Genomic DNA, 22675 nt, shown 5'->3' on the forward strand with positions numbered 1-22675 from the left:
AGGTCCGGGGGCTAGGCGGGCATCCCCAGCCTCGCCAGCGGATGCTCGGCACGGGCCCAGGGACTGGCGAAGAAGCGCTGCACGCTCGCCGCGTCGACCGCCTCCGCGCTGTCCACGCGCCAGCGCGGCGCGTTGTCCTTGTCCACGATCAGCGCGCGCACGCCCTCGATGAAGTCGCCATCGGTGAAGGCGTGCGAGACCGCATCCAGCTCCATGCGGAAGCAGTCCGCCAGGTCCAGCCGGCGCCCGCGCAGCAGCAGTTCGCGCGTGACGGCCGTCATCAGGGGGGAGCGGCTGCGCAGCGTGTCGATGGTGCGGGTGGCCCAGCCGGCGCTGGCCGGGTCGCTTTCGCTGGCCAGGCCGGCCAGGCTGGCCAGCAGCTGCGGCAGGCTCGCATCGGCGCGGAAATGGCGCAGCAGGGCGGGCAGGACCGGCAGCAGTGGCGCGTCGGCGGCGCTTGCCATGGGCTGCGGCGCCAGCGCGGCGCGCAGCGCGCACAGCGGGTCGCCGTTCCAGCGGATGGCGGCGAGCAGCGCATCGACGTCGGCCAGGGTGGCGCTGTCCACCGCCACATCGGCCAGCCCGCACAGCAGCGTGTCGGCCGCGCCCAGCGAGACGCCGGTCAGGCCGACATAGAGCGCCAGTTCCACCGGCATCTTCGACAGGAAGTGGCTGGCGCCTACGTCAGGCACCAGGCCGATGCCGGTTTCCGGCATGGCCACGCGCGAGCGTTCGGTGACGATGCGCAGGTGGGCGGCCTGGGCCAGCCCCATGCCGCCGCCCATCACGATGCCATCCATTAGCGCGACCACGGGCTTGGGATAGCGGTGCAGGGCGTAGTCGAGCCGGTATTCGTCGACGAAGAACTGCTGGCGCAGCGGGGTGCCGGCGTGGAAGCTGTCGTACAGCGCGCGGATATCGCCGCCGGCGCAGAAGGCCTTGGGGCCCGCGCCGCGCAGCAGCACGGCGGCGATGTCGTCGCGCGCGGCCCAGTCCTGCAGGCGCTCGGCCAGCACGCCGATCATCGGATAGGAGAGGGCGTTGAGCTGGCGCGGCCGGTTCAGCGTGATCACGCCGACGCCGTTGATTTCGGCGAACAGCACTTCCGCTTCGGCAGCGGGCGTGCCGCCGTCACCGGCGGCGGGGGTGTTGGCAGGGTTGCTTCGCATGGTCATGGTTCCGGTCTGGCGCGTTCAGTCGCCACGCCACTGCGGCGCGCGCTTCTGCAGGAAGGCATTGACGCCTTCGCGCTGGTCCTCGCCGTCGAACAGGTCGACGAAGCGCTCGCGCTCCAGCGCCAGCGCCGGGCCGCGCGCCACGCCTTCGCGCGCCAGGTGCACCAGGCGCTTGCTGTAGGCGGCGGCGCGGGGACGCAAGGAGGCGGCCCGCTCGGCCAGGCGCAGCGCGGCATCCAGCGACTGCCCCGCCGGCACCACCTCTTCCACCAGGCCGATGCGCAAGGCGGTGGCGGCGTTGACCCGTTCGTTGGTCAGGATCATGCGCTTGGCCCAGCCTTCGCCCACCAGCCACGGCAGCGTCTGCGTGCCGCATCCGCAGGGCAGCAGCCCCACGGCCGCTTCGGGCAGCGCCATCTGCGCGTGTTCCTCGGCGATGCGGATATCGCAGGCCAGCGCGCATTCCAGCCCGCCGCCCATGGCATAGCCGTTGATTGCGGCGATCACCACGGGACGCGCGTTCTGCAGCGCCTCGAAGGCGGCGCCGAAACGCTGCGCCATCAGCCGCGCGTTGGCACGGTCGCCGTCGGCAAAGCCGTTCAGGTCCGCGCCGGCGCTGAAGAATTTCGCACCGTCGCCGGTGATGACGATGGCACGCACGCGCGCATCGTCGTTGAGCGTGGCGACCAGCTGGCGCAGTTGCTCCAGCCCTTCGGCGTGGAAGGCATTGGCCGGTGGGCGCTTGAGTGTGAGGCGGGCGGTATGCCCGTCGATGACGTGTTCGATCATGCTTGCGGTTTCCCCTGGTACTGGCGGATGACGCCCGAGAAGTCGAGCTGGCCCTCGCCGTGCTGGGTCATGGACTGGTAGACCTGCTGTGCCTGCGCGCCCAGGAAGAGCGGCTGGCCCACGCTGCGCGCGGCGTCCGCCGCCAGCCCCAGGTCCTTGAGCATCAGCGCCGCGCCGAAGCCGCCGCTGTAGCCGCGTGCCGCCGGCGCGGTCTCGATCACGCCAGGGTAGGGGTTGCAGGTGTCCGAGGCCCAGCAGCGCCCGGTGGAGGTGTTGACGATGCCGGCCAGCACCTTGGGGTCGATGCCCAGCTTCTCGCCCAGCGCCATCCCCTCGGCCACGCCGACCATGGAGATGCCCAGGATCAGGTTGTTGCAGATCTTGGCCACCTGGCCGGTGCCGGTGCCGCCGCAGTGCACCATATTGCGCCCCATGCTGGCCAGTACCGGCTTGATCTGCTCGAACAGCGCCGGCTCGGCGCCGACCATGAAGGTCAGCGTGCCGGCCTGCGCGCCGCCGGTGCCGCCCGAGACGGGGGCGTCGGCCATGGGGTTGCCGTGCGCCGCGGCGGCCTTGGCCAGTTCGCGGATGGTAGCGGGATCGATGGTGCTGGAATCCACCAGCGGCACGCCGGCGCGCACGCCGGCCAGTACGCCGTCCTCGCCCAGGTAAGCGCTGCGCACGTGGGCTGCGGCGGGCAGCATGGTGATGACGAAATCCGCCTCGGCCACGGCCAGGCGGGCGCTGTCCGCGCTGGCGGCGCCCGCCTCGCGCAGCGCGGCGACGGCCTGGGCATTGAGATCGAAGACGGTCAGCGAGTGGCCGGCCTTGAGCAGGTTGCGCGCCATGGGGGCGCCCATATTGCCGAGGCCGATGAATGCGATTTGCATGGGGTCTCCTGATGGGTGTTCGTTAGTGTCAGCGGGGTGGGCGTTCTTGTTGTGTGGAGGCAGGCGGGATGCGGGCGGGCGGTGGAGGGGGCTTGCGTAGGTTGCGTGCCTTCGCTCTGGCGAGCGCTTGCCCTCTCCCCCGCTCCTCTCCCGCAAGCGGGAGAGGGGCGACAACAGGCGCAGAAGCGCAGACATTCGCGTGCGCGAGGTCTTGCTCCCCTCTCCCACCCCGTGGGAGAGGGGCCGGGGGAGAGGGCAGGCGCGCGCAGCAGCGCTGCCGTGCCGTTTGCCGATGCCGCATGCCGGCGCCTCCCGCAACCCGTCCTTACTTCAGGCTGATCGTAGTATTCACCCCGTCGTTCACCGTGGCATCGTCGAACCAGCGCGCCGTCACGGTCTTGGTCTGGGTGTAGAACTGCACCACCTGCTTGCCGTAGGGCCCGAGATCGCCCAGCTTGGAGCCGCGCGAGCCGGTGAAGCTGAAGTAGGGCACCGGCACCGGGATGGGGATGTTGATGCCGACCTGGCCGACGTCGATCTCGCTCTGGAACTTGCGCGCGGCGGCGCCGCTCTGGGTGAACACGCCGGTGCCGTTGCCGAAGGGGTTGCGGTTGACCAGCGCGATGGCCTCGTCCAGCGTGTCCACGCCGATTACCAGCAGCACCGGGCCGAAGATCTCATTGGTGTAGATGGCCATCTCGGTGCCCACGTCGGTGAACACGGTCGGGCCGATGAAGTTGCCTTGCGGATAGCCCGGCACCTGCACGCCGCGCCCGTCCAGCGCCAGCGTGGCGCCTTCGCGCTCGCCCGAGGCGATCAGACCGAGGATGCGCTCCTTGGCCGCCGCCGATACCACCGGGCCCACATCGGTGCCCGGCTCGGCGCCGGCGCCCACTTTCAGCGTGCGGGCCTTGGCGATCAGCTCCGGCACCCACTCGCGCGCGGCGCCCACCAGCACCGCCACCGAGGTCGCCATGCAGCGCTGGCCGGCGGCGCCGAAGCCGGCACCCACCAGTGCGTTCAGCGTCTGTTCCTTGTGCGCGTCGGGCAGCACCACGGCATGGTTCTTGGCGCCCATCATCGACTGCACGCGCTTGCCGTGCGCGCCGGCCAGGTTGTAGACATGGGTGCCCACGGCGGTGGAGCCGACGAAGGAGACCGCCTTGATGTCCGGGTGCGTGCACAGCGCGTCGACCACGTCCTTGGCGCCGTGTACCACGTTCAGCACGCCCGCCGGCACACCCGCCTCGATGGCCAGCTTGACCAGTTCCATGGTCGATAGCGGGTCCTGCTCGGAGGGCTTGAGCACGAAGGTGTTGCCGCACACGATGGCCATCGGGAACATCCACAGCGGGATCATGGCCGGGAAGTTGAACGGCGTGATGCCGGCGCACACGCCGATGGGCTGCTGCAGCGTATAGGTGTCGACGGTGGATGCCACGTTCTCGGCGAAGCCGCCCTGCTGCAGCGTGCCGATCGAACAGGCGTGCTCCACCACTTCCAAGCCGCGGAAGATGTCGCCCTCGGCGTCGGCCAGCGTCTTGCCCTGCTCGGCGGTCAGGATGGCGGCGATGCGCTTGCTGTGCTCGCGGATCAGCGCCTGGTAGCGCAGCATGATGCGCAGCCGCGCGCCGATGGGGGTGTGGCGCCAGGTGGCGAAGGCCTGGTGGGCCGCGCCCACGGCGGCGTTGACCTCGGCGGCGCTGGCCAGCGGCACGCGCGCCAGCACCTCCTGCGTGGCGGGGTTGATGACCTCGCGGAATTCGGTGGCGGCGGATTCGACCCACTCGCCGTTGATCAGCAGCTTGACGGTGGGCACGGCCTGGGTGGATGGGGCGTTCATCTGGGGTGTCTCCTTCGAATGGCGAAAGGTCGAATTGGAATGGACGAGGGTCGGGGCGTGTCAGGAATGGCAGTGGGGCTGTCCGTGGCCTCAGGGTTTCGGGTCGGCGAAGTCTTCTTCCCAGTACTCGCCGGGCATGCGCTGTGCGGCATCGTCGCCGCGCGCCATTTCCTGGCGCCGCAGCTCGACGCGGCGGATCTTGCCCGAGATGGTCTTGGGCAACTCGGTGAACTGCAGACGGCGGATGCGCTTGTACGGCGCCAGCCGCTCGCGCGAGAAGCGGAAGATGTCGCGCGCCAGCTCGGCGCTGGGCGCATGGCCCTGGCGCAGCGAGACGAAGGCCTTCGGCACGGACAGGCGCACCGGGTCCGGGCTGGGCACCACCGCGGCCTCGGCGATGGCTGCGTGCTCGATCATCACGCTTTCCAGCTCGAACGGGCTCAGCCGGTAGTCGGAGGACTTGAAGACATCGTCGGCGCGGCCGACATAGACGTAGTAGCCGTCGTCGCGCCGCAGCGCGATGTCGGAGGTGCGGTAGTGGCCCTCGCGCATCGCATATGCGGTGGCATCGGGGTTGTTGGCGTAGCCGCGCATCAGGCCGGCCGGCGCGCCGGCGTCCAGCGGCAGGGCGATTTCGCCTTCTTCCGCCGGCTTGCCGTCCGGATCGAGCAGCGCGATGCGGTAGCCGGGCAGCGGCCGGCCCATCGAGCCGGGCACGACCGGCTGGCCGGGCGGGTTGCCGATCATGCAGGTGGTCTCGGTCTGGCCGTAGCCGTCGCGGATGGTGATGCCCCAGGCCTGGCGCACGCGTTCGATGATCTCGGGGTTGAGCGGCTCGCCGGCGCCCACGATCTCGCGCAGCGCGATCTCATAGGTGGCGAGCGGCTGCTGCACCAGCATGCGCCAGACCGTGGGCGGTGCGCACAGCGTGGTCACGCGGCAGCGCACCAGGGTTTCCAGCACGGCCTGCGGCTCGAAGCGGGCATAGTTGAAGGCGAACACGCAGGCCTGCGCGTTCCAGGGCGCGTAGAAGCAGCTCCAGGCATGCTTGGCCCAGCCCGGCGAGCTGATGTTCCAGTGCACGTCGCCCGGCTGCAGGCCGACCCAGTACATGGTCGACAGGCTGCCGACCGGATAGGTGCGGTGCGTGTGCTCGACCAGCTTGGGCTTGGAGGTGGTGCCCGAGGTGAAGTAGAGCAGCATCGGGTCGTCCGCCTGGGTGGTGCCGTCCGGCACGAACTCGGCGGAAGCAGAGTAGCCGTCGCTGAACGTCAGCCAGCCCGCGCGCGGGGCGCCGGCCACGAAGCGGGTCAGCGGCAGGTCCAGGTCCTCGAACTTCGCGGCCTCGTTCTCGTCGACGATGGCGAAGCGCGCGCCGCCGAGCTGCACGCGGTCGCGTACGTCCTCGGCCGAGAGCTGCGTGGTGGCCGGCAGCACCACGGCGCCCAGCTTCATCGCCGCGAGCATGGTGTCCCACAGCTCGACTCTGTTGGGCAGCATCAGCAGGATGCGGTCGCCGCGGCCGACGCCGGCGCCGCGCAGGTAGTTGGCGATGCGCGCCGAGCGCTCGGACATCTGCGCGAAGGAGTACTGCGTGCCCGTGCCGCCGCCGTCCTCGACGATCCACAGCGCGGGCTTGTCGTTGCCGCGCGCCATGGCGTCGAAGTAATCGAGCGCCCAGTTGAAGGTGCCCAGCTGCGGCCAGCGGAAGTCGCGGTAGGCGGTGTCGTAGTCGGTGCGATGGCGCAGCAGGAAGTCGCGCGCCTCGAGGAAAGCCTGTGCGGTCATGATGTCGTCTCCATCCATATTGCGGCCGTTGCAGCCCTTGCAGCGCGTGCCTGTCGCCGGCATTCCCGCGCGGGGGATTACAGCTGCCGCGCGATCACCATCCTCTGCACTTCGCTGGTCCCCTCATAGATCTGCGTGATCCGGGCATCGCGGTAGTGGCGCTCGACGTCGTAGTCGGCAAGGTAGCCGTAGCCGCCATGGATCTGGATCGCATCCGAGCATACTGCTTCCGCCATCTCGGAGGCAAACAGCTTGGCCTGGGAGGCCTCCGACAGGCAGGGGCGGCCGGCGGTGCGCAGCCGCGCCGCGTGGTGCACGAGCAGGCGCGCGGCATTCAGGCGGGTGGCCATGTCGGCGAGCTTCTGCGCGATGGCCTGGTGCTCCAGCAAGGGCTTGCCGAACTGGGTGCGCTCGCCGGCGTAGGCCTTCGCCTTCTCGAACGCGGCGCGGGCGATGCCCACCGCCTGCGCGGCGATGCCGATGCGGCCGCCTTCCAGATTGGACAGGGCGATGCGCAGGCCATCGCCGCGCGCGCCGAGCAGGTTTTCCTCGGGCACCGAGCAATTGTCGAGGGTGATCGGGCAGGTGTCCGAGGCACGGATGCCCATCTTGTTCTCGGGCTTGCCGACCACGAAGCCCGGCGTGTCGGTGGGCACCAGGAAGGCGGACAGGCCGCGCTTGCCGGCCTCGGGGTCGGTCACGGCGAATACCACCGCCAGGCCGGCGCGCGCGCCGTTGGTGACGAACTGCTTGCTGCCGTCTAGCACCCAGCGGCCGTTCTCCAGACGAGCGCGGGTGCGCAGGTTGTGGGCCTCCGAGCCGGCCTGCGGCTCGGTCAGGCAGAAGGCACCGACCACTTCGCCGCTCGCCAGGCGGGACAGGTAGCGGTCTTTCTGCGCCTCGGTGCCGTAGTGCAGGATGGGGCCGCAGCCCACCGAGTTGTGCACGCTCATCAGCGTGGCGCAGGCCGCGCAGCCGGCGGCGATCTCCTCGATGGCCATGGCGTAGGCGACATAGTCCGTGTAGGTGCCGCCCCATTCCTCGGGCACGATCATGCCCAGCAGGCCGAGCGCGCCCATCTCCTCGACCACTTCCGGCGGCAGGGCGCCGGCCTCGTCCCACTGCGCGGCGCCGGCGGCCAGCCGTTCGCTGGCGAAGGCGCGCGCGGTGTCGCGGATCATGATCTGCTCTTCGGTGTAGTCGTGGTGCATGGCGTAGGCGTCGGCTGGTTGGATCGCGGTTTTGCGGGTGGGGGCGGATCGGAGTTAGCGATCGATATGGGGCAGTGTAGGAAGCGTGGCCTGGCGCTCCTATGCCAAAATCCGCCAATCTTGCTGAACTCGTATGCCACTGCCGGCGCCGCCATCCGCGCCGGCTGGCAGGCTTTCCCTCACTGCTTATGGAAAAAGGCACTGTTGCCATCTGTTTCGTCCACCACGCCATCTCCGGCCTGCCCGCGCGCGGACTGGCGCCCGAGCCGGTGCTGCGCGCCGCCGGCATCGCCCCGGCCCTGCTGGACGCGCCGCAGGCGCGCGTGTCCGCCGACAGCTACAGCGCGCTGTGGCTGGAGCTGGCGCGCGTGCTGGACGATGAGTTCTTCGGGCAGGATTCGCGCCGGATGAAATGCGGCAGCTTCACCATGCTGTGCCATGCCGTGGCCGGCAGTCAGACGCTGGGGCAGGCGCTGGAGCGCGTGGCGCGATTCTTCGGCCTGCTGCTGGACGACATCGGCGTGCGGCTGGAGCGCCCGGCCGAGGGGCGGGGCGCCAGGGAGCGGCGCGCGGCGCTGGTGCTGACGGCGTCCTCGTCGCGCACGCCGGGCGTGTTCGCCCAGGAGACGATGCTGATCATGCTGCACGGGCTGATGAGCTGGCTGGCGCGCCGGCGCGTGCCTATCCAGCAAGCCCTGTTCGCCTATCCCGAACCGGCCTACAGCGCCGAGTACCGCGTCATGTATTCGCGGCGGCTGTCCTTCGGCCAGGCGCATACCGCGCTGGAGTTCGACGCCGACTGGCTCGACCATCCGGTACGCCACGACGAGCGCAGCCTCAAGATCTTCCTGCGTGGTGCGCCGCACAATCTGGTCGTCAAGTACTCCGACCGCGCCGGCATCGTGGCACGCATCCGGCGCCAGTTGCGCGCCTTGCGGCCGGAGTCCTGGCCGACCTTCGAAGAACTGGCGCAGGATATGCACCTGTCGGCCTCGTCGCTGCGCCGCCGCCTGATGGACGAGGGGGCGACCTACCAGCAGCTGAAGGACGAGTTGCGCCGCGACCTGGCGATCGAGGCGCTGACCCATTCGGAGGAACCCATCGTGGCCATCGCGGCGGAGCTTGGCTTCGCCGAACCGGGCGCCTTCCATCGCGCCTTCCGGCGCTGGACGGGGTCGCGCCCGGGCGCCTACCGGCTCGCCCAGGCTGGGTAGCGGGCGCCGGGCCGTCCGCTCGGGCAGCCCGGGGCCAAGGGCGCCGCGATGGTCGCTACGGCTGCAATGGCCGCCCGGCTGCGGCGTCAGCCATGAGCTGGGCCTTCATGCCGACGACATCCGCGCCGGAGGGCGACTGGTACAGGCGCAGTCCCATTTCGGGCAGGATGGACAGCAGATGGTCGAAGATATCGCCCTGGATGCGTTCGTACTCCTTCCAGGCGGTGAGCGCGCTGAAGCAGTAGATCTCGATCGGCACGCCCTCGGAGCCTGGTTCCATCATCCGCACGATGAGCAGCAGGTCATGGCGGATCTCGGGGTGCTGGCGCAGGTAAGCCAAGGCGTAGGCGCGGAAGGTGCCGAGATTGGTCAGGCGCCGCCGGTTGACCGGGTCCAGGGCCGAATCGCCCAGTTCCTGGTTGGTGCGCTCCACCTCGGCCTGCTTTTCCTCCAGGTACTCGTGCAGCAGCCGGAAGCGCTTCAGCCCGGCGATCTCCTCGTCGCGCAGGAAGCGCACGCCGCTGGCGTCGATGCGCAGCGTGCGCTTGATGCGCCGCGCGCCGGACTCGAACATCTGGCGGTAGTTGCGATAGCTCTCGGAGAACAGCTTGTAGGTGGGCACCGTGGTGACGGTATTGTCCCAATTGCGCACCTTGACCGTGTGCAGCGCGATGTCCTGCACGAAGCCGTCGGCGTTCGACTGCGGCATCTCGATCCAGTCGCCGATGCGCAGCATGTCGTTGGAGGTGAGCTGGGTGCTGGCCACCAGCGAGAGCAGCGTGTCCTTGAACACCAGCAGCAGCACCGCCGACAGCGCGCCCAGGCCGGACAGCATCCACAGCGGCGAGCGGTTGAGCAGGATGGAGAGCACCAGCACGGCGCAGATCAGGCCCAGCGCCAGCTTGGCGATCTGGATGTAGCCCTTGATCGAGCGGGTCTGCGCCCGCGTGCTGCCCGCGTAGACATCCTGCCAGGCCCTCAGCAGGCTGCGCAGGGCCATGTACAGGCAGATCCAGGCGCCGGCATGGGCGACTCTTTCGACAATATGCGCGGCGTTCCCGAAATGCGGCACTTCGCCGATGCCCAGCGCCACTACCGCGAAGGGCGTGGCGTACCAGAGGCGGTGGTAGGCGCGGTGGCGCAGCAGGGCCTCGCTCCAGGCGGGGCGGCCGCTCAGGTCGAGCAGGTGGTGCGCCAGGTAGAGCACGACTCTCGCGACCACCCACTGGGCGAATACGGCGGCCAGCGCGAGCAGGCCGAGATTGAGTGCGAGTTGCGCCCAGGGGTGCTGGGGCAGCAGATCTGTCAGGGTATCGAGCAGGACTTCCGGCTTCATTGACCTTTTCAAGTTAACAGCATGGCGGGCATGCGCCGGCCGGCGCATGGTGGCAAGCCCAGGATTCTAGCCGGTGGCAGCGGCGCTGCCGTGCCAGGGAATTCCGCGGGGTAAGCAGGAAATGTCCTGCTCGTGTGTCTGCGCACGGTTTCCGCTTGCCGCGGTGCGGCAGAGGGTGAGGAAGCGGACGGCCAACTGGACGGGGTGCGATCGGACCGCCGTTGGCGCCGGATCAAGCTTGAGCGAGCGTCAAGGCCGCATCGCAGCGGTCGGCGCGGGGCAGAGCGCCGCATGAGCCCATGCGGCGCTGGTGGGGCTCCGGGTACAGGACTCGGATCTTCTTTGCGCGGAGCGCATCCGCACGTTCGTCACGCGCGAAGCGCAGCCGGGTTCAACTCTTTCTCTCAGTTCGCGCAACGAAGGGCGTCGGCACGTGCTGAACGTTCGTGCTGCCACACCGAGGGCATGGCGGTTGCGCGGTAGCGTGCTCAGAGACATGTTCCGTATGCTCGAACGTCTCACCACACTTTTCACAACGGTATTGATAGGTGGGCATGGCTTTCCTTCTCGGAGGCTAGTGGATGGGGCGCTTCGCACTCGGCTCGAGGGCGAGTGCCACCGGATCGGTTTTTCACTATAGTCATCGCCCGGTCGAATCGACAAAAACCGACGAAAGCAGGGACCTCGGCACAGCCGGCACTGCGCTTCAGGACGGGTCGACTGTTGCTCAGACCGGCACGGATTCGGGGGCAGGACCACGCCGATGCCACGATCTGCGCTTCCGGCGTCTCGAAACGGGAAACGCGACGCCGCTTTCCTCTGTCCAACCCTTCGGGCAAAGATGCCTTGATCCGGTCTGCCGACCCAAGAGCCTCACATGGACGCTGCCCCCTCGCGGGCAGGTAGCTCTAAGTAGATGACGCGATGCAAGACAAGGAGCTTTCCATGTACATTTGGCTTCGCCAGGCATGCCTTGTAGCGCTTGCCGCACTGGCGGTCACCGCCTGCAGCTCCGGCGTCAAACAGTCAGAATTCTCGGTGACGGCGCCTGTCGGAGGCACGGGTGCCGAGGAGTCGAGCGTTACTGCGTCGTCGATTCCGGGCGATGAGCTCGATCAAGCAAACGGCCCGCTCGCCAAGCGCAGTGTCTACTTCGATTTCGACAGCTATGTCGTCCAAGAGCAGTATCTTGGACTACTCAGCGCGCATGCAAACTATCTGGTGGCGCATGGCGATCGTCGCATCCGCATAGAAGGAAACACCGATGAGCGGGGCCCAAGCGAATACAACCTGGCATTGGGTCAGAAGCGCTCCGAAGCTGTCCGCAATGTTCTCAGGCTGGATGGTGTGCCAGACTCCCAGATGGAATCAGTGAGCTATGGCAAGGAAAAGCCCAAGGCAGGCGAGCATGATGAAGCAGCCTGGGCGGAAAACCGACGCGCGGATCTGGACTACTTGCGCTGAGGGCCCTGATCGCGCTCACTGCGGCACCGCTGTGCGCCGGCCCCTTATCAATCAAGGCCGCCCATCGCCGACTGAATGTAATTCTGCGCGCCGACCTTGCCCACCAGTTCGATCTGCTGCTCGAGCCAGTCGATATGTTCCTCGGTGGCTTCAAGAATCTCGCTGATAATCTCGCGCGACACATAGTCGCCGACCGATTCGAAATGCTTGATCGCCTCCTTGCAGCTGGCCTGGGATACCTGCTCCAGCTTGAGATCGCAGGCGAGCATTTCCTCCGTGTTCTCACCGAGCAGCAGTTTGTCGAGATCCTGGAGATTCGGTAACCCGTCCAATACGAGGATGCGCTCGATCAGCTTGTCCGCATGCTTCATTTCCTCGATCGACTCGTCGTATTCGTGCTTGCCAAGCGCAGCGAGCCCCCAGTGCCGGTATATGCGGGCGTGCAGGAAATACTGATTGATCGCGGTCAGTTCATGCCGGAGCTGGACGTTGAGAAGCTGGATTGTCTTCTTGTCGCTTTTCATGGCATTTCCCCTGTTGCCAGAACGCGGGCGCCGATTCCCTCTTCCCGCCCCGAGATGATTCGCGAACCTTCATGTTAGCCGGGCCTGACGGAACATCAAGTCATCCAAAATCGCGAACGATCGTGCCGAATGCTGGCCAATTGCGAATGCGTATGGTTCTGATTGGCCCCGACGTGGGCGAGAGGCCAATAAACTGCCGCGCGTTCAAATGGCGCCCCTTTTTCTCATGCTGCCGGTGTTCCCGGGCACAGGGCCGGGCCGTGCCAGGAATCTTCTTGCGGAACTTCCGCCATTGCTCTGGGCTAGACTACTGGAGCGATGCTCATCGGCCCGCTGGGGCAGATGTCGACCGGATCTGCAACCGAGGGAACTATGGGTGAGGGGCAAGGGAGGACCGCCATGAAAGCACTGTTTCTTGTCCGACATGCCAAGTCGAGTCGCGACGATCCGGACCTGCCTGACCGTGACCGTCCTCTGGACAATCGCGGCCAGCATGAGGCGCCGGATATGGGTCATCGCCTGGCCGATCGCAAGGTGAAACCCGACCTGATCCTGTCGAGCCCGGCGCTGCGTGCGCTGACGACTGCGCAATTGCTGGCCGACGAGATTGGCTATGCTCGCCAGGAAATCGTTGTCGATGACCGGCTGTATCCCGGTGACGAGGAAAGCATGCTGGCCGTGGTTCGCGAGCTCGACCAAAAGCTGAGCTGTGTCATGCTGTTCGGCCACAATCCGGCGATTAGCGCACTCGCCAGCCAATTGCTGGGCAGGGGCCTCGATATGCCCACCTGCGCGGTCGCTGAATTCCGCTATGACACGAAGCTGTGGAGCGACGTCGGACTCATCGAGCCGAAGAAGATGAAGCTGGAGACGCCTAAGAGCTAGCGGGGTACCGCCCTCGCCGCATCGCCGCCTCCGTCGGGCCTGCCGGCGTTCAATGCGTGCTGCGCACCCATCCGCGTTCGATCAGCCTGCCGAATAGGAGGCGATGGATGCGGCTGGCCAGGCGGTAGGCAGGGGGAAGGTAGAGGCTTTCCGCCTGGCGCGCCAGCCAGGCACTCAGCACGGCAACCGCGGCGGCCCCGGCCATATCCAGCGGAAAATGGACGCCCAGGTAGATGCGCGCCCAGGCGACCGGGAGCCCCAGCAAGGCCAGCGCCGTTCCCGCCGGGCACAGATGGCGCTGTATCACGAGACTGAAGGCGACAGACCACAGCAGCGTCAGGTGATCGCTCGGGAATGAGGAGTCGGGCGCATGGGACAGAAAGGTATGGCCCAGCCCGATCATGAACGGCCGGGGGTGCTGCCACAGCGCCCCGATGATCTGGTTGACCAGCAGGCCCGCCAGTCCCGCGACCGTGGCTTCGAGGGCCGCCTTGCGGATCGGCTCGCTGCCGCGCAGCCAGCCGATGAAGATCACGGCAGGGATTGCCCAGATCGCATACTCGGCAAGGAAGGTGGCTACGGCCACGACGAGACGATCGGGGTGCGCAGGCGCATTGAGCCAAAGAAAGAGCGTGTGATTGATGGTTTCCATAGGGCATCAAGGGGGCATCAGGGGCGCGCGGCCGGGAGCCGGGAGAAGGCCCGGCGCACAGGCCCGCGGGATCAACTCGCTTGCCGCCGACGCCATGGCTGTGCGCACGTGCGCGGACTGGTCTGGCCCGGAGCATAGCGGGGCAGACTTAGCCAATACTGAGCCGTTGGCATATCGGCGCGATCGCCGCCGAGGATCGTCCGCCCGAGGCCGTGCGGCGATACCGCGCGCAGTACACTAGGGGCACCGCATTGCGCATGCAAACAGGAACGGATCTCCATGCCAGCCCAGCTCGACTACGAACAACTGATTTCCGCCATCGGCGACGCGCTCATCGTTGCCGACGCCAACGGGGCCATCACACTGTGGAATCCCGCGGCCGAAAGCCTGTTCGGCTATACGCAGGAAGAGGCCTTGGGTCAGTCGCTGGACCTGATCATTCCCGAGCGTTTGCGCAAGCGTCACTGGGAAGGCTACGACAAAACCATGGCCACCGGCATCACCCGCTATGGCCAGGATCTGTTGAAGGTCCCCGCCGTCGGCAAGGACGGCAAGGCGATGTCGATCGCATTCTCCGTGGCGCTGTTGCGCTCGCCCGATGGTCAGGTGTCGGGCATCCTGGCGGTCATTCGTGACGAGACGGTACGCTTTCACGAGGAGAAGGCCCTGCGCAACCGAATCGCCGAACTCGAGGCGCAGGTGAGCGCCAAGCCATAGGGGGCTTTGCCCCTGGTCCCGAGTCCGTCCTGATCAGGAGCAGAAGAGTCCGGCTCCCTGGGGCTGCTTCGTAGCGGGCGCTTGCGCGCAACGACGGGCGAGAACTGCCGGCGGCACCCGCACAAGCGCGGAATCGGGCGGCCCTGCGGTAAACTCGCCGCGGTTCCATTCCGCTCAGATCGATGCAAGCAAAGGCAGTGGCCGCGCCCCGGCGCGTGGATATCGTGGTGTACCCCGGCTTCAAGGCCATGGAGGCGGTCGGCCCCATGACGGTGTTCGATTACGCCAACGTGCAGCTGGCCCAGCGCGGCCTGCCGCCCGCCTACGCGGTGCGCGTGGTGTCGCTGGAAACCGGTCCGGTGCGCTCTGACACACTGATGACGCTGGAGGCGACGGGCCGGCTGGACACCGTGCTGCTGCCGGATATCGCGCTGATCGTCGGTGCGCGCGACATCGAGCGCGCCGTGGCGCAGGCGCCGGCCATCGTGCCGTGGGCGCGCGCTGTGGCGCCGCGCATCGGGCGGCTGATCGCGCTGTGCTCGGGCACCTTCTTCCTGGCTGCCGCCGGCCTGCTGGACGGCCGGCGCGCCACCACGCACTGGAGTGTGGCAGGCCTGCTGCGCCAGCGCTTTCCGGCGGTGGAAGTCGATGCGGACGCGATCTTTATCCGCCAGGGCAATTTGTGGACCTCGGCCGGCGTCACGGCCGGCATCGACCTCGCGCTGGCGGTGGTGGAGGAAGACCTGGGCCGCGAAATCGCGCTGCACCTGGCGCGCGAACTGGTGGTGTTCCTGAAGCGGCCGGGCGGACAGTCGCAATTCAGCGTGCACCTGGCCAGCCAGGCGACGGGCCATGGTGGCATCCGCGGCGTGCAGGACTGGATCCTGGGCAATCTCGAGCAGGAGTTCAGCATGGCGGAACTGGCCGCGCGTGCCGCCATGAGCGAGCGCAACTTCCGTCGCGTCTTCGCCCGCGAGACCGGCAGCAGCCCGGTGGCCTTCATCGAGGCGGCGCGCGTGGAAGCCGCGCGGCGCCTGCTGGAGCAGGACGGCATGCCGCTCAAGGGCATTGCAGCCCAGTCCGGCTTCGCTTCCGACGAGGCCCTGCGGCGCGCCTTCCTGCGCCGCGTGGGCGTGACTCCGCGCGAATACCGCGAGCGATTCGGCGCAGGGCGCTAGGGCCGAGGGCGGGTTTCGCCGTTCTGCCCGCCGGTCCGCCACGGAGGCGCATGTCGGTCGTGCCGGCCGGTCTGGCAAGTCTAGAGTGAGGGTGGGATCCGAAACGGCTGCTGGCTCATCGGCCGCGAGGGATGGCCGTGGGCGCCCGTGGGCGGTGCTGCGAAATGCGCCGGGCCCACCAGTAGCGCAAGGGGTGGTCGGGGTCCGGATACAGGACAGGTTGGCTGAAGCCGCCAGCCTGCTTCATCAGGTGGTAGGCAACCAGTACGGTTGCCACATACAGAAGGAGCTTGAGCATCGCGGCCACCCTGGAATCCATCTGGGGCCATCTTCCATTCCGGGCGCTGCCACGACCTGTCTTGCCGGTGTCGGGCGTCACCTTGCCGGCGTCATGGCGGCGCTATTTCTTGTGATGGATAAGGCGGTCCCACCAATACTGGATCGGGTGCTCGTGTTCGGGGTAGAGCAGGGACTTGTGGAAGAACTCGGCCCGGATGGCGAAGACGTAGAGCGCGACGATGACGGCGGCGAGAATTAGCGCGGTGAGCATGGCGGTCTCCTGAGTGAGCGCCTGGTTTCATTCTAGGCGCGTAGCTCACAGACGACAAAAGGCCCGCCGGATGGCCGATTGCGTTCAGTCAAACAGGGGCCATGGTTTTGCGCGGGCAGGTAAACGGCCACAGGTCATCGGACGTCCGCGGGAGATGCCGCAATGCCGCAGCGCGGGCCCCGGCCCGCCACTCAGCGTCTTGGGTGCGTCGGCGGCCGTTGCTCCTCTTGGTCCCGGCCTGCGCGGGGACCAAGGGGAGCAAGCTTCAACGCCTGGCAGAACGGTCTGCCGCCAGATCAGTCCGCGAGTTGCGCGGCGTGATGGCGGATATGGTCCGAGATAAAGGTTTCGATGAAGTAGTAGCCGTGGTCGTAGCCGGCATGGCGGCGCAGCGTCAGCGGCTGGCCCACCGCCGCGCAGGCGGTCTCGAAGGCCTCCGGGTGGAGCTGCTCGGCGAGGAATTTGTCGGCCAGGCCCTGGTCGACAAGGATGCCGCGCGGGAAGGGTGCCGCTGCCTGGGCCTGCATCAGTGCGCTGGCGTCGTACTGCGCCCAGCGGGCACGGTCCTGGCCGAGGTAGCCCGAGAGGGCCTTCTGGCCCCAGGGGCAGTGCATGGGCGCGGCGATCGGCGCGAAGGCCGACACCGAGCGGAAGCGCTGCGGATGGCGTTGCGCCAGCACCAGCGCCCCGTGGCCGCCCATCGAGTGGCCGAAGATGCCGATGCGCGAGGCATCGGCAGGCAGCGCGGTGGTGACCAGCCCGAACAGTTCCTGCGCGACGTAGCTTTCCATGCGCCAGTGGGCGGACCAGGGGGCTTCAGTCGCATCCACGTAGAAGCCGGCGCCGAGGCCGAAGTCCCAGTTGTCCGCCTCGCCCGGCACGCCGGCGCCGCGCGGGCTGGTGTCGGGTGCCACCAGCATCAGGCCGTGCTCGGCGGCAAAGCGCTGGGCGCCCGCCTTGATGGCGAAGGTTTCCTCGGTGCAGGTCAGGCCGGCCAGGTAGAACAGCGCCGGTACGCGCCGAGCTGGCGTGGCCAGGGCTTGCGCCGGCAGGAAAACGGAGAAGCGCATCGGCAGGCCGATGGTCGCCGAATCATGCCGGTAGAAGCGCTGCACGCCGCCGTGGCAGGAGTGTTCGGAGAGCAGTTCGAGCATGGCCTGGCTTCTCAGTAGAGCACCACCGAGCGGATCGACTCGCCGCGCTTCATCAGGTCGAAGCCTTCGTTGATGCGGTCCAGCGGCAGCGTGTGCGTGATCAGGTCATCGATGTTGAGCTTGCCTTCCATGTACCAGTCGACGATCTTCGGCACATCGGTGCGGCCGCGCGCGCCGCCGAAGGCCGAGCCCTTCCATTCGCGTCCGGTCACAAGCTGGAAGGGGCGGGTGGAGATTTCCGCGCCGGCCTCGGCCACGCCGATGATGATGGACTTGCCCCAGCCCTTGTGGCAGCACTCCAGCGCCTGGCGCATGACCTGGGTGTTGCCGATGCACTCGAAGGAGTAGTCCGCGCCGCCGTCCGTCAGCTGCACGATGTGGTCGACCACGTTCTCGACTTCCTTCGGATTGACGAAATGGGTCATGCCGAACTTGCGCGCCATGGCTTCGCGCGCGGGGTTGATGTCCACGCCGATGATCTTGTCGGCGCCCACCATCTTCGCGCCCTGGATCACGTTCAGGCCGATGCCGCCCAGGCCGAACACCACCACGTTGGCGCCGGCTTCGACCTTGGCGGTGAAGATCACCGCGCCCACGCCGGTGGTCACGCCGCAGCCGATGTAGCAGACCTTGTCGAAGGGGGCGTCGGGGCGGATCTTCGCGAGCGCGATCTCCGGCACCACGATGTGGTTGGCGAAGGTCGAGGTGCCCATGTAGTGGAAGATGGGCTTGCCGTCGATGGAGAAGCGCGAGGTGCCGTCGGGCATCAGGCCCTTGCCCTGGGTGGAGCGGATGGCCTGGCACAGGTTGGTCTTGCGCGACAGGCAGAACTTGCACTGGCGGCACTCGGGCGTGTAGAGGGGGATCACGTGATCCCCCGGCTTGAGCGAGGTCACGCCGGGGCCCACGTCGGTGACGATGCCGGCGCCCTCGTGGCCGAGGATGGCCGGGAAGATGCCTTCGGGGTCGGCGCCGGACAACGTGTAGTAGTCGGTGTGGCAGATGCCGGTGGCCTTGATCTCGACCAGCACCTCGCCGGCGCGCGGCCCGTCCAGGTCCACGTCTTCGATGGTCAGCGGGGCGCCGGCTTTCCAGGCGATGGCGGCTTTGGTCTTCATGTCGTGCTCCTTTGGGGGTGGGGCGGCGGCGCTGCGGCAGCGCGCGGGCATGGGCAAGACTATACGCGCGCGCGACAGCGGCGGGCGCTGGCCGGGCGGCAAGATGGCCTGGGCTGCGGCAAAGTTGGCCGCGGGTGCGGGGCCGTGGCGGTACTGGCGCCGGCCCGGCCGGCTGCCCCGCCGCAGCGTCTCAGGCGGCTGCGCGGTGCGGGCGATCCACGACCCTCACGTACCCGCCGCGCGCCCACTTGCGGCGGCGTCCGAAACCGGCGCGTTGCCCTCGAACTTCGCGCAGTGGGTGGCGAAGAAGGTGCGCACGTTGCGCACATTGGCGACGCCCGTGAAGAGCCGGCGCGCCAGCGCATCGTAGGCAGGCATGTCGGTCAATTCCGCCACCACGACGAAGTCCGGTCCGGGCGAGACCCGGTAGCACTGCGTGACCGCGCCCTCGGCACAGATGTAGGCCTCGAAGGCGGCATAGTCCTCCGCCGTCTGCCGATCCAGGGTGATCTCGATGATGGCGGTCAGCGTGGCGCCCAGTCGGGCGGCGTCGAGAAGCGCGATCTCGCGCTGGATCACGCCCTCCTCCTTGAGCCGGCGCACGCGGCGCAGGCAGGTCGGGGCGGAGGCATGGACACGCTCGGCCAGCGCGGCATTGGAAAGCGACGCATCGCTTTGCAGGACCCGCAGGATGCGCAGGTCGAGATCGTCCAGGTAGAGGCCGGGCTGGGTCACGGAAGTCGGGGTTTGCAGGGTTTGAAAGAAAATTTCATGGGGGCCAGGACGTGTCCAATGATTTCACAGCAGCGATAATTATGAAAGAAAATAACACAACACCGCACATAAGATCCTGAGCAACGCCCCATCCGGGGCCCGTCAAAAGGAAAGAACATGTGCGGAATCGTCGGCGCCGTCGCGCAGCGGGACATCGTCCCGGACCTGGTCAACGGACTGAAGCGTCTGGAGTACCGCGGCTATGACTCCTGCGGCGTGGCTGTGCACCAGGACCGGCGGCTGGCGCGGGCGCGCAGTGTCGGGCGCGTAGCCGGGCTGCAGGAAGACGTGGCCGCGCGGGCGCTGGCCGGCTACACCGACATCGCCCACACGCGCTGGGCCACCCATGGCAAGCCCGTCACCGACAATGCCCACCCGCACTTCTCGCCGCGCGAGGAGGGCGCGCGCATCGCGCTGTCGCACAACGGCATCATCGAGAACTACGAGGAACTGCGTGCCGGCCTGGAGCGCAGCGGCTACGTGTTCTCCAGCCAGACCGACAGCGAGGCGATCGCCCACCTGATCGACCATCTTTACGAAGGCGACCTGTTCGCGGCAGTGCAGGCAGCCGTGGCGCGCCTGCGCGGCAGCTACGCTATCGCCGTGCTCTGCCGCGACGAGCCGCACCGGCTGGTCGGCGCGCGCGACGGCATGCCCTTGGTGGTCGGCGTGGGCGAGGGCGAGAATTTCCTCGCCTCGGACGCTATCGCGCTCGCCAACGTGACGGACCGGATCGCCTACCTGGAAAACGGCGATGTGGTCGACGTGCAACTGCACCGGCACTGGATCGTCGACGCTGCGCGGCAGCGCGTCGAGCGGCCGGTGCAGCAGGTCGCCGCCCACGGCGCCAGCGCCGAACTGGGGCCGTACCGCTACTACATGCAAAAGGAGATCTTCGAGCAGCCCCGCGCCGTGGCCGACACCCTGCAGGACGTTACGGCCATCATGCCCGAGCTGTTCGGTGACAGCGCCTGGCGCACCTTGAATGGCGTGGATGCCGTGCTGCTGCTGGCCTGCGGCGGCAGCTACCATGCCGCCCTGACGGCCAAGTACTGGCTCGAGAGCCTGGCCGGCATTCCGGCCACCGTGGAGATCGCCAGCGAGTTCCGCTATCGCGACAGCGTGCCCAGCCCCCGCACGCTGGTGGTGGCCGTCTCGCAGAGCGGTGAAACCGCCGATGTGCTGGGCGCCGTCGAAGTCGCCAAGCAGCAGGGCATGCCGCACACGCTGGCGATCTGCAACGTGCCGACCAGCGCGCTGGTGCGCGAATGCGCGCTGCATTTCATCACGCGCGCCGGCATCGAGATCGGCGTGGCGTCGACCAAGGCCTTCACCACGCAACTGGTGGCGCTCTTTCTGCTGGCGTTGACCTTGGCTCAGCTTCGCGGGCGGCTGACCGATGCACAGGAACAGGAACACCTGCGCGCGCTGCGCCACCTGCCCGATGCCATGCGCAAGGTGCTGGCGCTGGAGCCGCAGATCATCGCCTGGTCCGAGCGGCTGACGCGGCGCGAGAACATACTCTTTCTCGGTCGCGGCATGCACTATCCGGTAGCGATGGAAGGCGCGCTGAAGATGAAGGAGATCTCCTACATCCACGCCGAAGCCTACGCGGCCGGCGAACTGAAGCACGGACCGCTGGCGCTGGTCAGCGACGCCATGCCGGTGGTGGCCGTGGCGCCCAACGACCGTCTGCTGGAGAAGCTCAAGTCGAACATGCACGAAGTCAGCGCGCGCAGCGGCCAGCTCTTCGTCTTCGCCGACAGCGACTGCGGCATCGCGCCCAGCCCCGGCATCGAGGTGCTGCGCCTGCGAATACTACGGACCGCTCTCGCCGATCCTGCACACCATCCCGATGCAGCTGCTGGCCTACCACGCTGCACTGGCGCGTGGGACTGATATCGACAAGCCGCGCAACCTGGCGAAGTCGGTCACGGTGGAGTAGGGGGATTCGAGTGCGCCTCGTCTGCGGCTTTGTAACACTAGTGCACAAAAGCCACTCGCGAAAGCCGCACACATCAACCTGGAAAGTCTTGTGCTGTAAGACTTTCCGGGCGATTCGATGGGGGACCACACCCCCAAAATAGAGTCGCTGGTACCCCTCACCCATTTTGGTAATTCGCCACAAGTGTTCCCGCATTGCGAAAAATCCGGTAAGACGCTTCTGTGTGAGAATGAGGTCATGAATTTGATGCATGCCTCTAAAGACGGTGCCATGAGGTGCGCGGGCGGGCCGTTGCTATACGGGGAATGCAAACATTCTCCATCCCCACGGGGGGCACTCATCCGGTCGCACTGCCCGACTACCTGGACGCCTACGACCTAGCCTCGCTATTGGGCGTTCTCCCCGCGACCATCCTCCGCCGCTACCGGCTTGCGCCCTGGACCTTGCCACCAAGGGCTTATTTGGGACCAGATTTCCCGCTGCGATGGCACCAGACGGACGTCACCTTCTGGCTAACGCAGAAGGCCCTTTAGCTGTCTTGGTTGCGGCTTCATGGCGCCGCCGCAGGCCGGCCGGCTACAGCACGGTTGTAGCGCAGTCGCCAATCCTCGAGCCCATGTGCGAGCGCCTGGTAGGCAGCCTTGTCAGTCGGATTGACAATGAGCAAGCCGTTGAGGGCGTCTACCAGCGATTCCATCAGCATGTGCACGCTGTCAGGGGCACAACAGCCTCGATGGAACTTTGTTGACACGCAGTGGGCAAGGCCCCAACTCGCTAGCGTGCCTAAATGAATGTGCTCTGCATTGTCAGTAAAGACCCGCACCGGTCGGCCGCCGTCCTTCACTGCGGCGTCGAGCCAGCTGCCGACCCGTGCCCCGAGCGGGGCGTCGTCTATGGCGATTGCTCGGCACGCGCCCGCCGGGACATCAATCAGCACGTGCAGAAAGACCGGGGCGCGGTCCGGTAGTCGCAACCGGTTTGACAACACGAGCCACGAGCCGTTGCGCCAGAGTTCAGGGAGTTCTTCGGCAAGCGCCGCGTGGGCGGCTGCGGCGGCGGGCGTGCGACGGCGCATGGCAGTCTCCAGTTCAGTGTGCATTCCAAGCGATGCCGGGAAGCCGGTTTCCTATGCCACTGCGCTGCGCAATCGGCTCCATTAGCACAACTTTAGGATAATTAAAGGGGTCTGCAAGACCAGGAGACGTCATTGAAGACGAGTGCTTCAGACATGCAATCTACAAACAGATTCTCATAATGCCTCCCGGAAGATTCGCATAACGAGGCACGAATCTGCTCGCGGACCGCAGTCAGACACCATTATTTGGAACTGTTCCGGTTCAGTTGGCGTAGGCAAAAATCAGGGCCGGCCGCCATTGGCCGGCCCATCTTTTTTTGCCAAGTGGGAGCATTATCAGTCTCATTTCAATGTGGCTCCACAGGGGCGTTTTTGGGCCTAGGTCGGAATAAT

At 67.2% G+C, this 22675-nt stretch carries 20 protein-coding genes and 1 pseudogene; 6 read left to right on the forward strand and 15 right to left on the reverse strand.

Annotated features, from left to right (window positions below; genetic code table 11):
* Nucleotides 1-11: 11 nt before the first annotated feature.
* From AC1Z3O_RS24330 to AC1Z3O_RS24355, 6 genes are all read right to left on the reverse strand, one after another.
* Nucleotides 12-1169, reverse strand: coding sequence for an enoyl-CoA hydratase/isomerase family protein (locus AC1Z3O_RS24330; protein WP_483518424.1), 1158 nt, complete (start codon nt 1167-1169; stop codon nt 12-14).
* A gap of 24 nt (nt 1170-1193) precedes the next feature.
* Nucleotides 1194-1964, reverse strand: a complete 771-nt coding sequence (locus AC1Z3O_RS24335; RefSeq protein WP_483518425.1) for an enoyl-CoA hydratase — start codon at nt 1962-1964, stop codon at nt 1194-1196.
* On the reverse strand, nt 1961-2854 hold the full coding sequence (gene mmsB, locus AC1Z3O_RS24340; RefSeq protein WP_483518426.1) for a 3-hydroxyisobutyrate dehydrogenase: 894 nt from the start codon (nt 2852-2854) through the stop codon (nt 1961-1963). The genes AC1Z3O_RS24335 and mmsB overlap by 4 nt, the downstream gene beginning before the upstream one ends.
* 325 nt (nt 2855-3179) lie before the next feature.
* Complete coding sequence (locus tag AC1Z3O_RS24345; protein ID WP_483518427.1) at nt 3180-4697, reverse strand: CoA-acylating methylmalonate-semialdehyde dehydrogenase; 1518 nt, start codon at nt 4695-4697, stop codon at nt 3180-3182.
* Between the two features lie 90 nt (nt 4698-4787).
* Nucleotides 4788-6485 (reverse strand): AMP-binding protein, encoded by a 1698-nt coding sequence (locus tag AC1Z3O_RS24350; RefSeq protein WP_483518428.1) that lies wholly within the window; start codon nt 6483-6485, stop codon nt 4788-4790.
* A 77-nt stretch (nt 6486-6562) separates the two neighbouring features.
* Entirely contained in the window at nt 6563-7696 is a 1134-nt protein-coding gene (locus AC1Z3O_RS24355) for an acyl-CoA dehydrogenase family protein (protein WP_483518429.1), read from the reverse strand.
* Nucleotides 7697-7884: 188 nt separating this feature from the next.
* On the opposite strand from AC1Z3O_RS24355, the gene AC1Z3O_RS24360 reads away from it, so the two are divergent.
* Nucleotides 7885-8910, forward strand: coding sequence for an AraC family transcriptional regulator (locus tag AC1Z3O_RS24360; protein ID WP_483518430.1), 1026 nt, complete (start codon nt 7885-7887; stop codon nt 8908-8910).
* Nucleotides 8911-8965: 55 nt separating this feature from the next.
* Here the strand turns inward: AC1Z3O_RS24360 and AC1Z3O_RS24365 are convergent, their stop codons facing one another.
* Together AC1Z3O_RS24365 and AC1Z3O_RS24370 are read right to left on the reverse strand one after the other, a co-directional pair.
* The gene (locus AC1Z3O_RS24365; RefSeq protein WP_483518431.1) at nt 8966-10246 is read right to left on the reverse strand and encodes a mechanosensitive ion channel family protein; all 1281 of its coding nucleotides are present in this window, start codon (nt 10244-10246) and stop codon (nt 8966-8968) included.
* Between the two features lie 391 nt (nt 10247-10637).
* Nucleotides 10638-10802: an FmdB family zinc ribbon protein gene (locus AC1Z3O_RS24370; protein WP_483518432.1), complete on the reverse strand. Its 165-nt coding sequence runs from the start codon at nt 10800-10802 to the stop codon at nt 10638-10640.
* Nucleotides 10803-11170: 368 nt separating this feature from the next.
* On the opposite strand from AC1Z3O_RS24370, the gene pal reads away from it, so the two are divergent.
* Nucleotides 11171-11710 carry a peptidoglycan-associated lipoprotein Pal gene (gene pal, locus AC1Z3O_RS24375; protein WP_483518433.1) on the forward strand — a complete coding sequence of 180 codons (540 nt, stop codon included), beginning with the start codon at nt 11171-11173 and terminating at the stop codon, nt 11708-11710.
* A gap of 47 nt (nt 11711-11757) precedes the next feature.
* Here pal and bfr read toward each other — a convergent pair whose 3' ends face one another.
* On the reverse strand, nt 11758-12234 hold the full coding sequence (gene bfr / locus AC1Z3O_RS24380; RefSeq protein WP_483518434.1) for a bacterioferritin: 477 nt from the start codon (nt 12232-12234) through the stop codon (nt 11758-11760).
* 399 nt (nt 12235-12633) lie between these two features.
* Between bfr and AC1Z3O_RS24385 the strand changes: the two genes are divergently transcribed.
* Complete coding sequence (locus AC1Z3O_RS24385; RefSeq protein ID WP_483518435.1) at nt 12634-13119, forward strand: SixA phosphatase family protein; 486 nt, start codon at nt 12634-12636, stop codon at nt 13117-13119.
* A gap of 49 nt (nt 13120-13168) precedes the next feature.
* Here the strand turns inward: AC1Z3O_RS24385 and AC1Z3O_RS24390 are convergent, their stop codons facing one another.
* Nucleotides 13169-13771 (reverse strand): undecaprenyl-diphosphatase, encoded by a 603-nt coding sequence (locus AC1Z3O_RS24390; protein ID WP_483518436.1) that lies wholly within the window; start codon nt 13769-13771, stop codon nt 13169-13171.
* A gap of 279 nt (nt 13772-14050) precedes the next feature.
* On the opposite strand from AC1Z3O_RS24390, the gene AC1Z3O_RS24395 reads away from it, so the two are divergent.
* Together AC1Z3O_RS24395 and AC1Z3O_RS24400 are read left to right on the forward strand one after the other, a co-directional pair.
* Nucleotides 14051-14488, forward strand: a complete 438-nt coding sequence (locus AC1Z3O_RS24395) for a PAS domain-containing protein (RefSeq protein ID WP_483518437.1) — start codon at nt 14051-14053, stop codon at nt 14486-14488.
* Nucleotides 14489-14670: 182 nt separating this feature from the next.
* Nucleotides 14671-15666 (forward strand): GlxA family transcriptional regulator, encoded by a 996-nt coding sequence (locus AC1Z3O_RS24400; RefSeq protein ID WP_483518438.1) that lies wholly within the window; start codon nt 14671-14673, stop codon nt 15664-15666.
* Nucleotides 15667-16066: 400 nt separating this feature from the next.
* Here AC1Z3O_RS24400 and AC1Z3O_RS24405 read toward each other — a convergent pair whose 3' ends face one another.
* From AC1Z3O_RS24405 to AC1Z3O_RS24420, 4 genes are all read right to left on the reverse strand, one after another.
* Entirely contained in the window at nt 16067-16216 is a 150-nt protein-coding gene (locus AC1Z3O_RS24405) for a hypothetical protein (protein WP_483518439.1), read from the reverse strand.
* 296 nt (nt 16217-16512) lie between these two features.
* Nucleotides 16513-17370, reverse strand: coding sequence for an S-formylglutathione hydrolase (gene fghA, locus AC1Z3O_RS24410; protein WP_483518440.1), 858 nt, complete (start codon nt 17368-17370; stop codon nt 16513-16515).
* A gap of 11 nt (nt 17371-17381) precedes the next feature.
* Entirely contained in the window at nt 17382-18488 is a 1107-nt protein-coding gene (locus tag AC1Z3O_RS24415; protein WP_483518441.1) for an S-(hydroxymethyl)glutathione dehydrogenase/class III alcohol dehydrogenase, read from the reverse strand.
* Nucleotides 18489-18713: 225 nt separating this feature from the next.
* A complete protein-coding gene (locus tag AC1Z3O_RS24420) occupies nt 18714-19223 on the reverse strand; it encodes an Lrp/AsnC family transcriptional regulator (protein WP_483518442.1) in 510 nt (169 codons plus the stop codon).
* Nucleotides 19224-19379: 156 nt separating this feature from the next.
* Between AC1Z3O_RS24420 and glmS the strand changes: the two are divergent.
* A pseudogene (glmS, locus tag AC1Z3O_RS24425) lies at nt 19380-21207 on the forward strand (glutamine--fructose-6-phosphate transaminase (isomerizing)).
* Between the two features lie 550 nt (nt 21208-21757).
* On the opposite strand, the gene AC1Z3O_RS24430 reads toward glmS, so the two are convergent.
* Entirely contained in the window at nt 21758-22282 is a 525-nt protein-coding gene (locus AC1Z3O_RS24430) for a hypothetical protein (RefSeq protein ID WP_483518443.1), read from the reverse strand.
* Nucleotides 22283-22675: the final 393 nt, after the last annotated feature.

The sequence above is a fragment of the Cupriavidus sp. 09_S30 genome (assembly GCF_056930435.1).

Bases quoted from the DNA above. Each gene is read 5' to 3' on its own strand.
- AC1Z3O_RS24330 (WP_483518424.1), bottom strand. From the start codon at position 1,169: ATGCGAAGCAACCCTGCCAACACCCCCGCCGCCGGTGACGGCGGCACG.
- AC1Z3O_RS24335 (WP_483518425.1), bottom strand. From the start codon at position 1,964: ATGATCGAACACGTCATCGACGGGCATACCGCCCGCCTCACACTCAAG.
- mmsB (WP_483518426.1), bottom strand. From the start codon at position 2,854: ATGCAAATCGCATTCATCGGCCTCGGCAATATGGGCGCCCCCATGGCG.
- AC1Z3O_RS24345 (WP_483518427.1), bottom strand. From the start codon at position 4,697: ATGAACGCCCCATCCACCCAGGCCGTGCCCACCGTCAAGCTGCTGATC.
- AC1Z3O_RS24350 (WP_483518428.1), bottom strand. From the start codon at position 6,485: ATGACCGCACAGGCTTTCCTCGAGGCGCGCGACTTCCTGCTGCGCCAT.
- AC1Z3O_RS24355 (WP_483518429.1), bottom strand. From the start codon at position 7,696: ATGCACCACGACTACACCGAAGAGCAGATCATGATCCGCGACACCGCG.
- AC1Z3O_RS24360 (WP_483518430.1), top strand. From the start codon at position 7,885: ATGGAAAAAGGCACTGTTGCCATCTGTTTCGTCCACCACGCCATCTCC.
- AC1Z3O_RS24365 (WP_483518431.1), bottom strand. From the start codon at position 10,246: ATGAAGCCGGAAGTCCTGCTCGATACCCTGACAGATCTGCTGCCCCAG.
- AC1Z3O_RS24370 (WP_483518432.1), bottom strand. From the start codon at position 10,802: ATGCCCACCTATCAATACCGTTGTGAAAAGTGTGGTGAGACGTTCGAG.
- pal (WP_483518433.1), top strand. From the start codon at position 11,171: ATGCAAGACAAGGAGCTTTCCATGTACATTTGGCTTCGCCAGGCATGC.
- bfr (WP_483518434.1), bottom strand. From the start codon at position 12,234: ATGAAAAGCGACAAGAAGACAATCCAGCTTCTCAACGTCCAGCTCCGG.
- AC1Z3O_RS24385 (WP_483518435.1), top strand. From the start codon at position 12,634: ATGAAAGCACTGTTTCTTGTCCGACATGCCAAGTCGAGTCGCGACGAT.
- AC1Z3O_RS24390 (WP_483518436.1), bottom strand. From the start codon at position 13,771: ATGGAAACCATCAATCACACGCTCTTTCTTTGGCTCAATGCGCCTGCG.
- AC1Z3O_RS24395 (WP_483518437.1), top strand. From the start codon at position 14,051: ATGCCAGCCCAGCTCGACTACGAACAACTGATTTCCGCCATCGGCGAC.
- AC1Z3O_RS24400 (WP_483518438.1), top strand. From the start codon at position 14,671: ATGCAAGCAAAGGCAGTGGCCGCGCCCCGGCGCGTGGATATCGTGGTG.
- AC1Z3O_RS24405 (WP_483518439.1), bottom strand. From the start codon at position 16,216: ATGCTCACCGCGCTAATTCTCGCCGCCGTCATCGTCGCGCTCTACGTC.
- fghA (WP_483518440.1), bottom strand. From the start codon at position 17,370: ATGCTCGAACTGCTCTCCGAACACTCCTGCCACGGCGGCGTGCAGCGC.
- AC1Z3O_RS24415 (WP_483518441.1), bottom strand. From the start codon at position 18,488: ATGAAGACCAAAGCCGCCATCGCCTGGAAAGCCGGCGCCCCGCTGACC.
- AC1Z3O_RS24430 (WP_483518443.1), bottom strand. From the start codon at position 22,282: ATGCGCCGTCGCACGCCCGCCGCCGCAGCCGCCCACGCGGCGCTTGCC.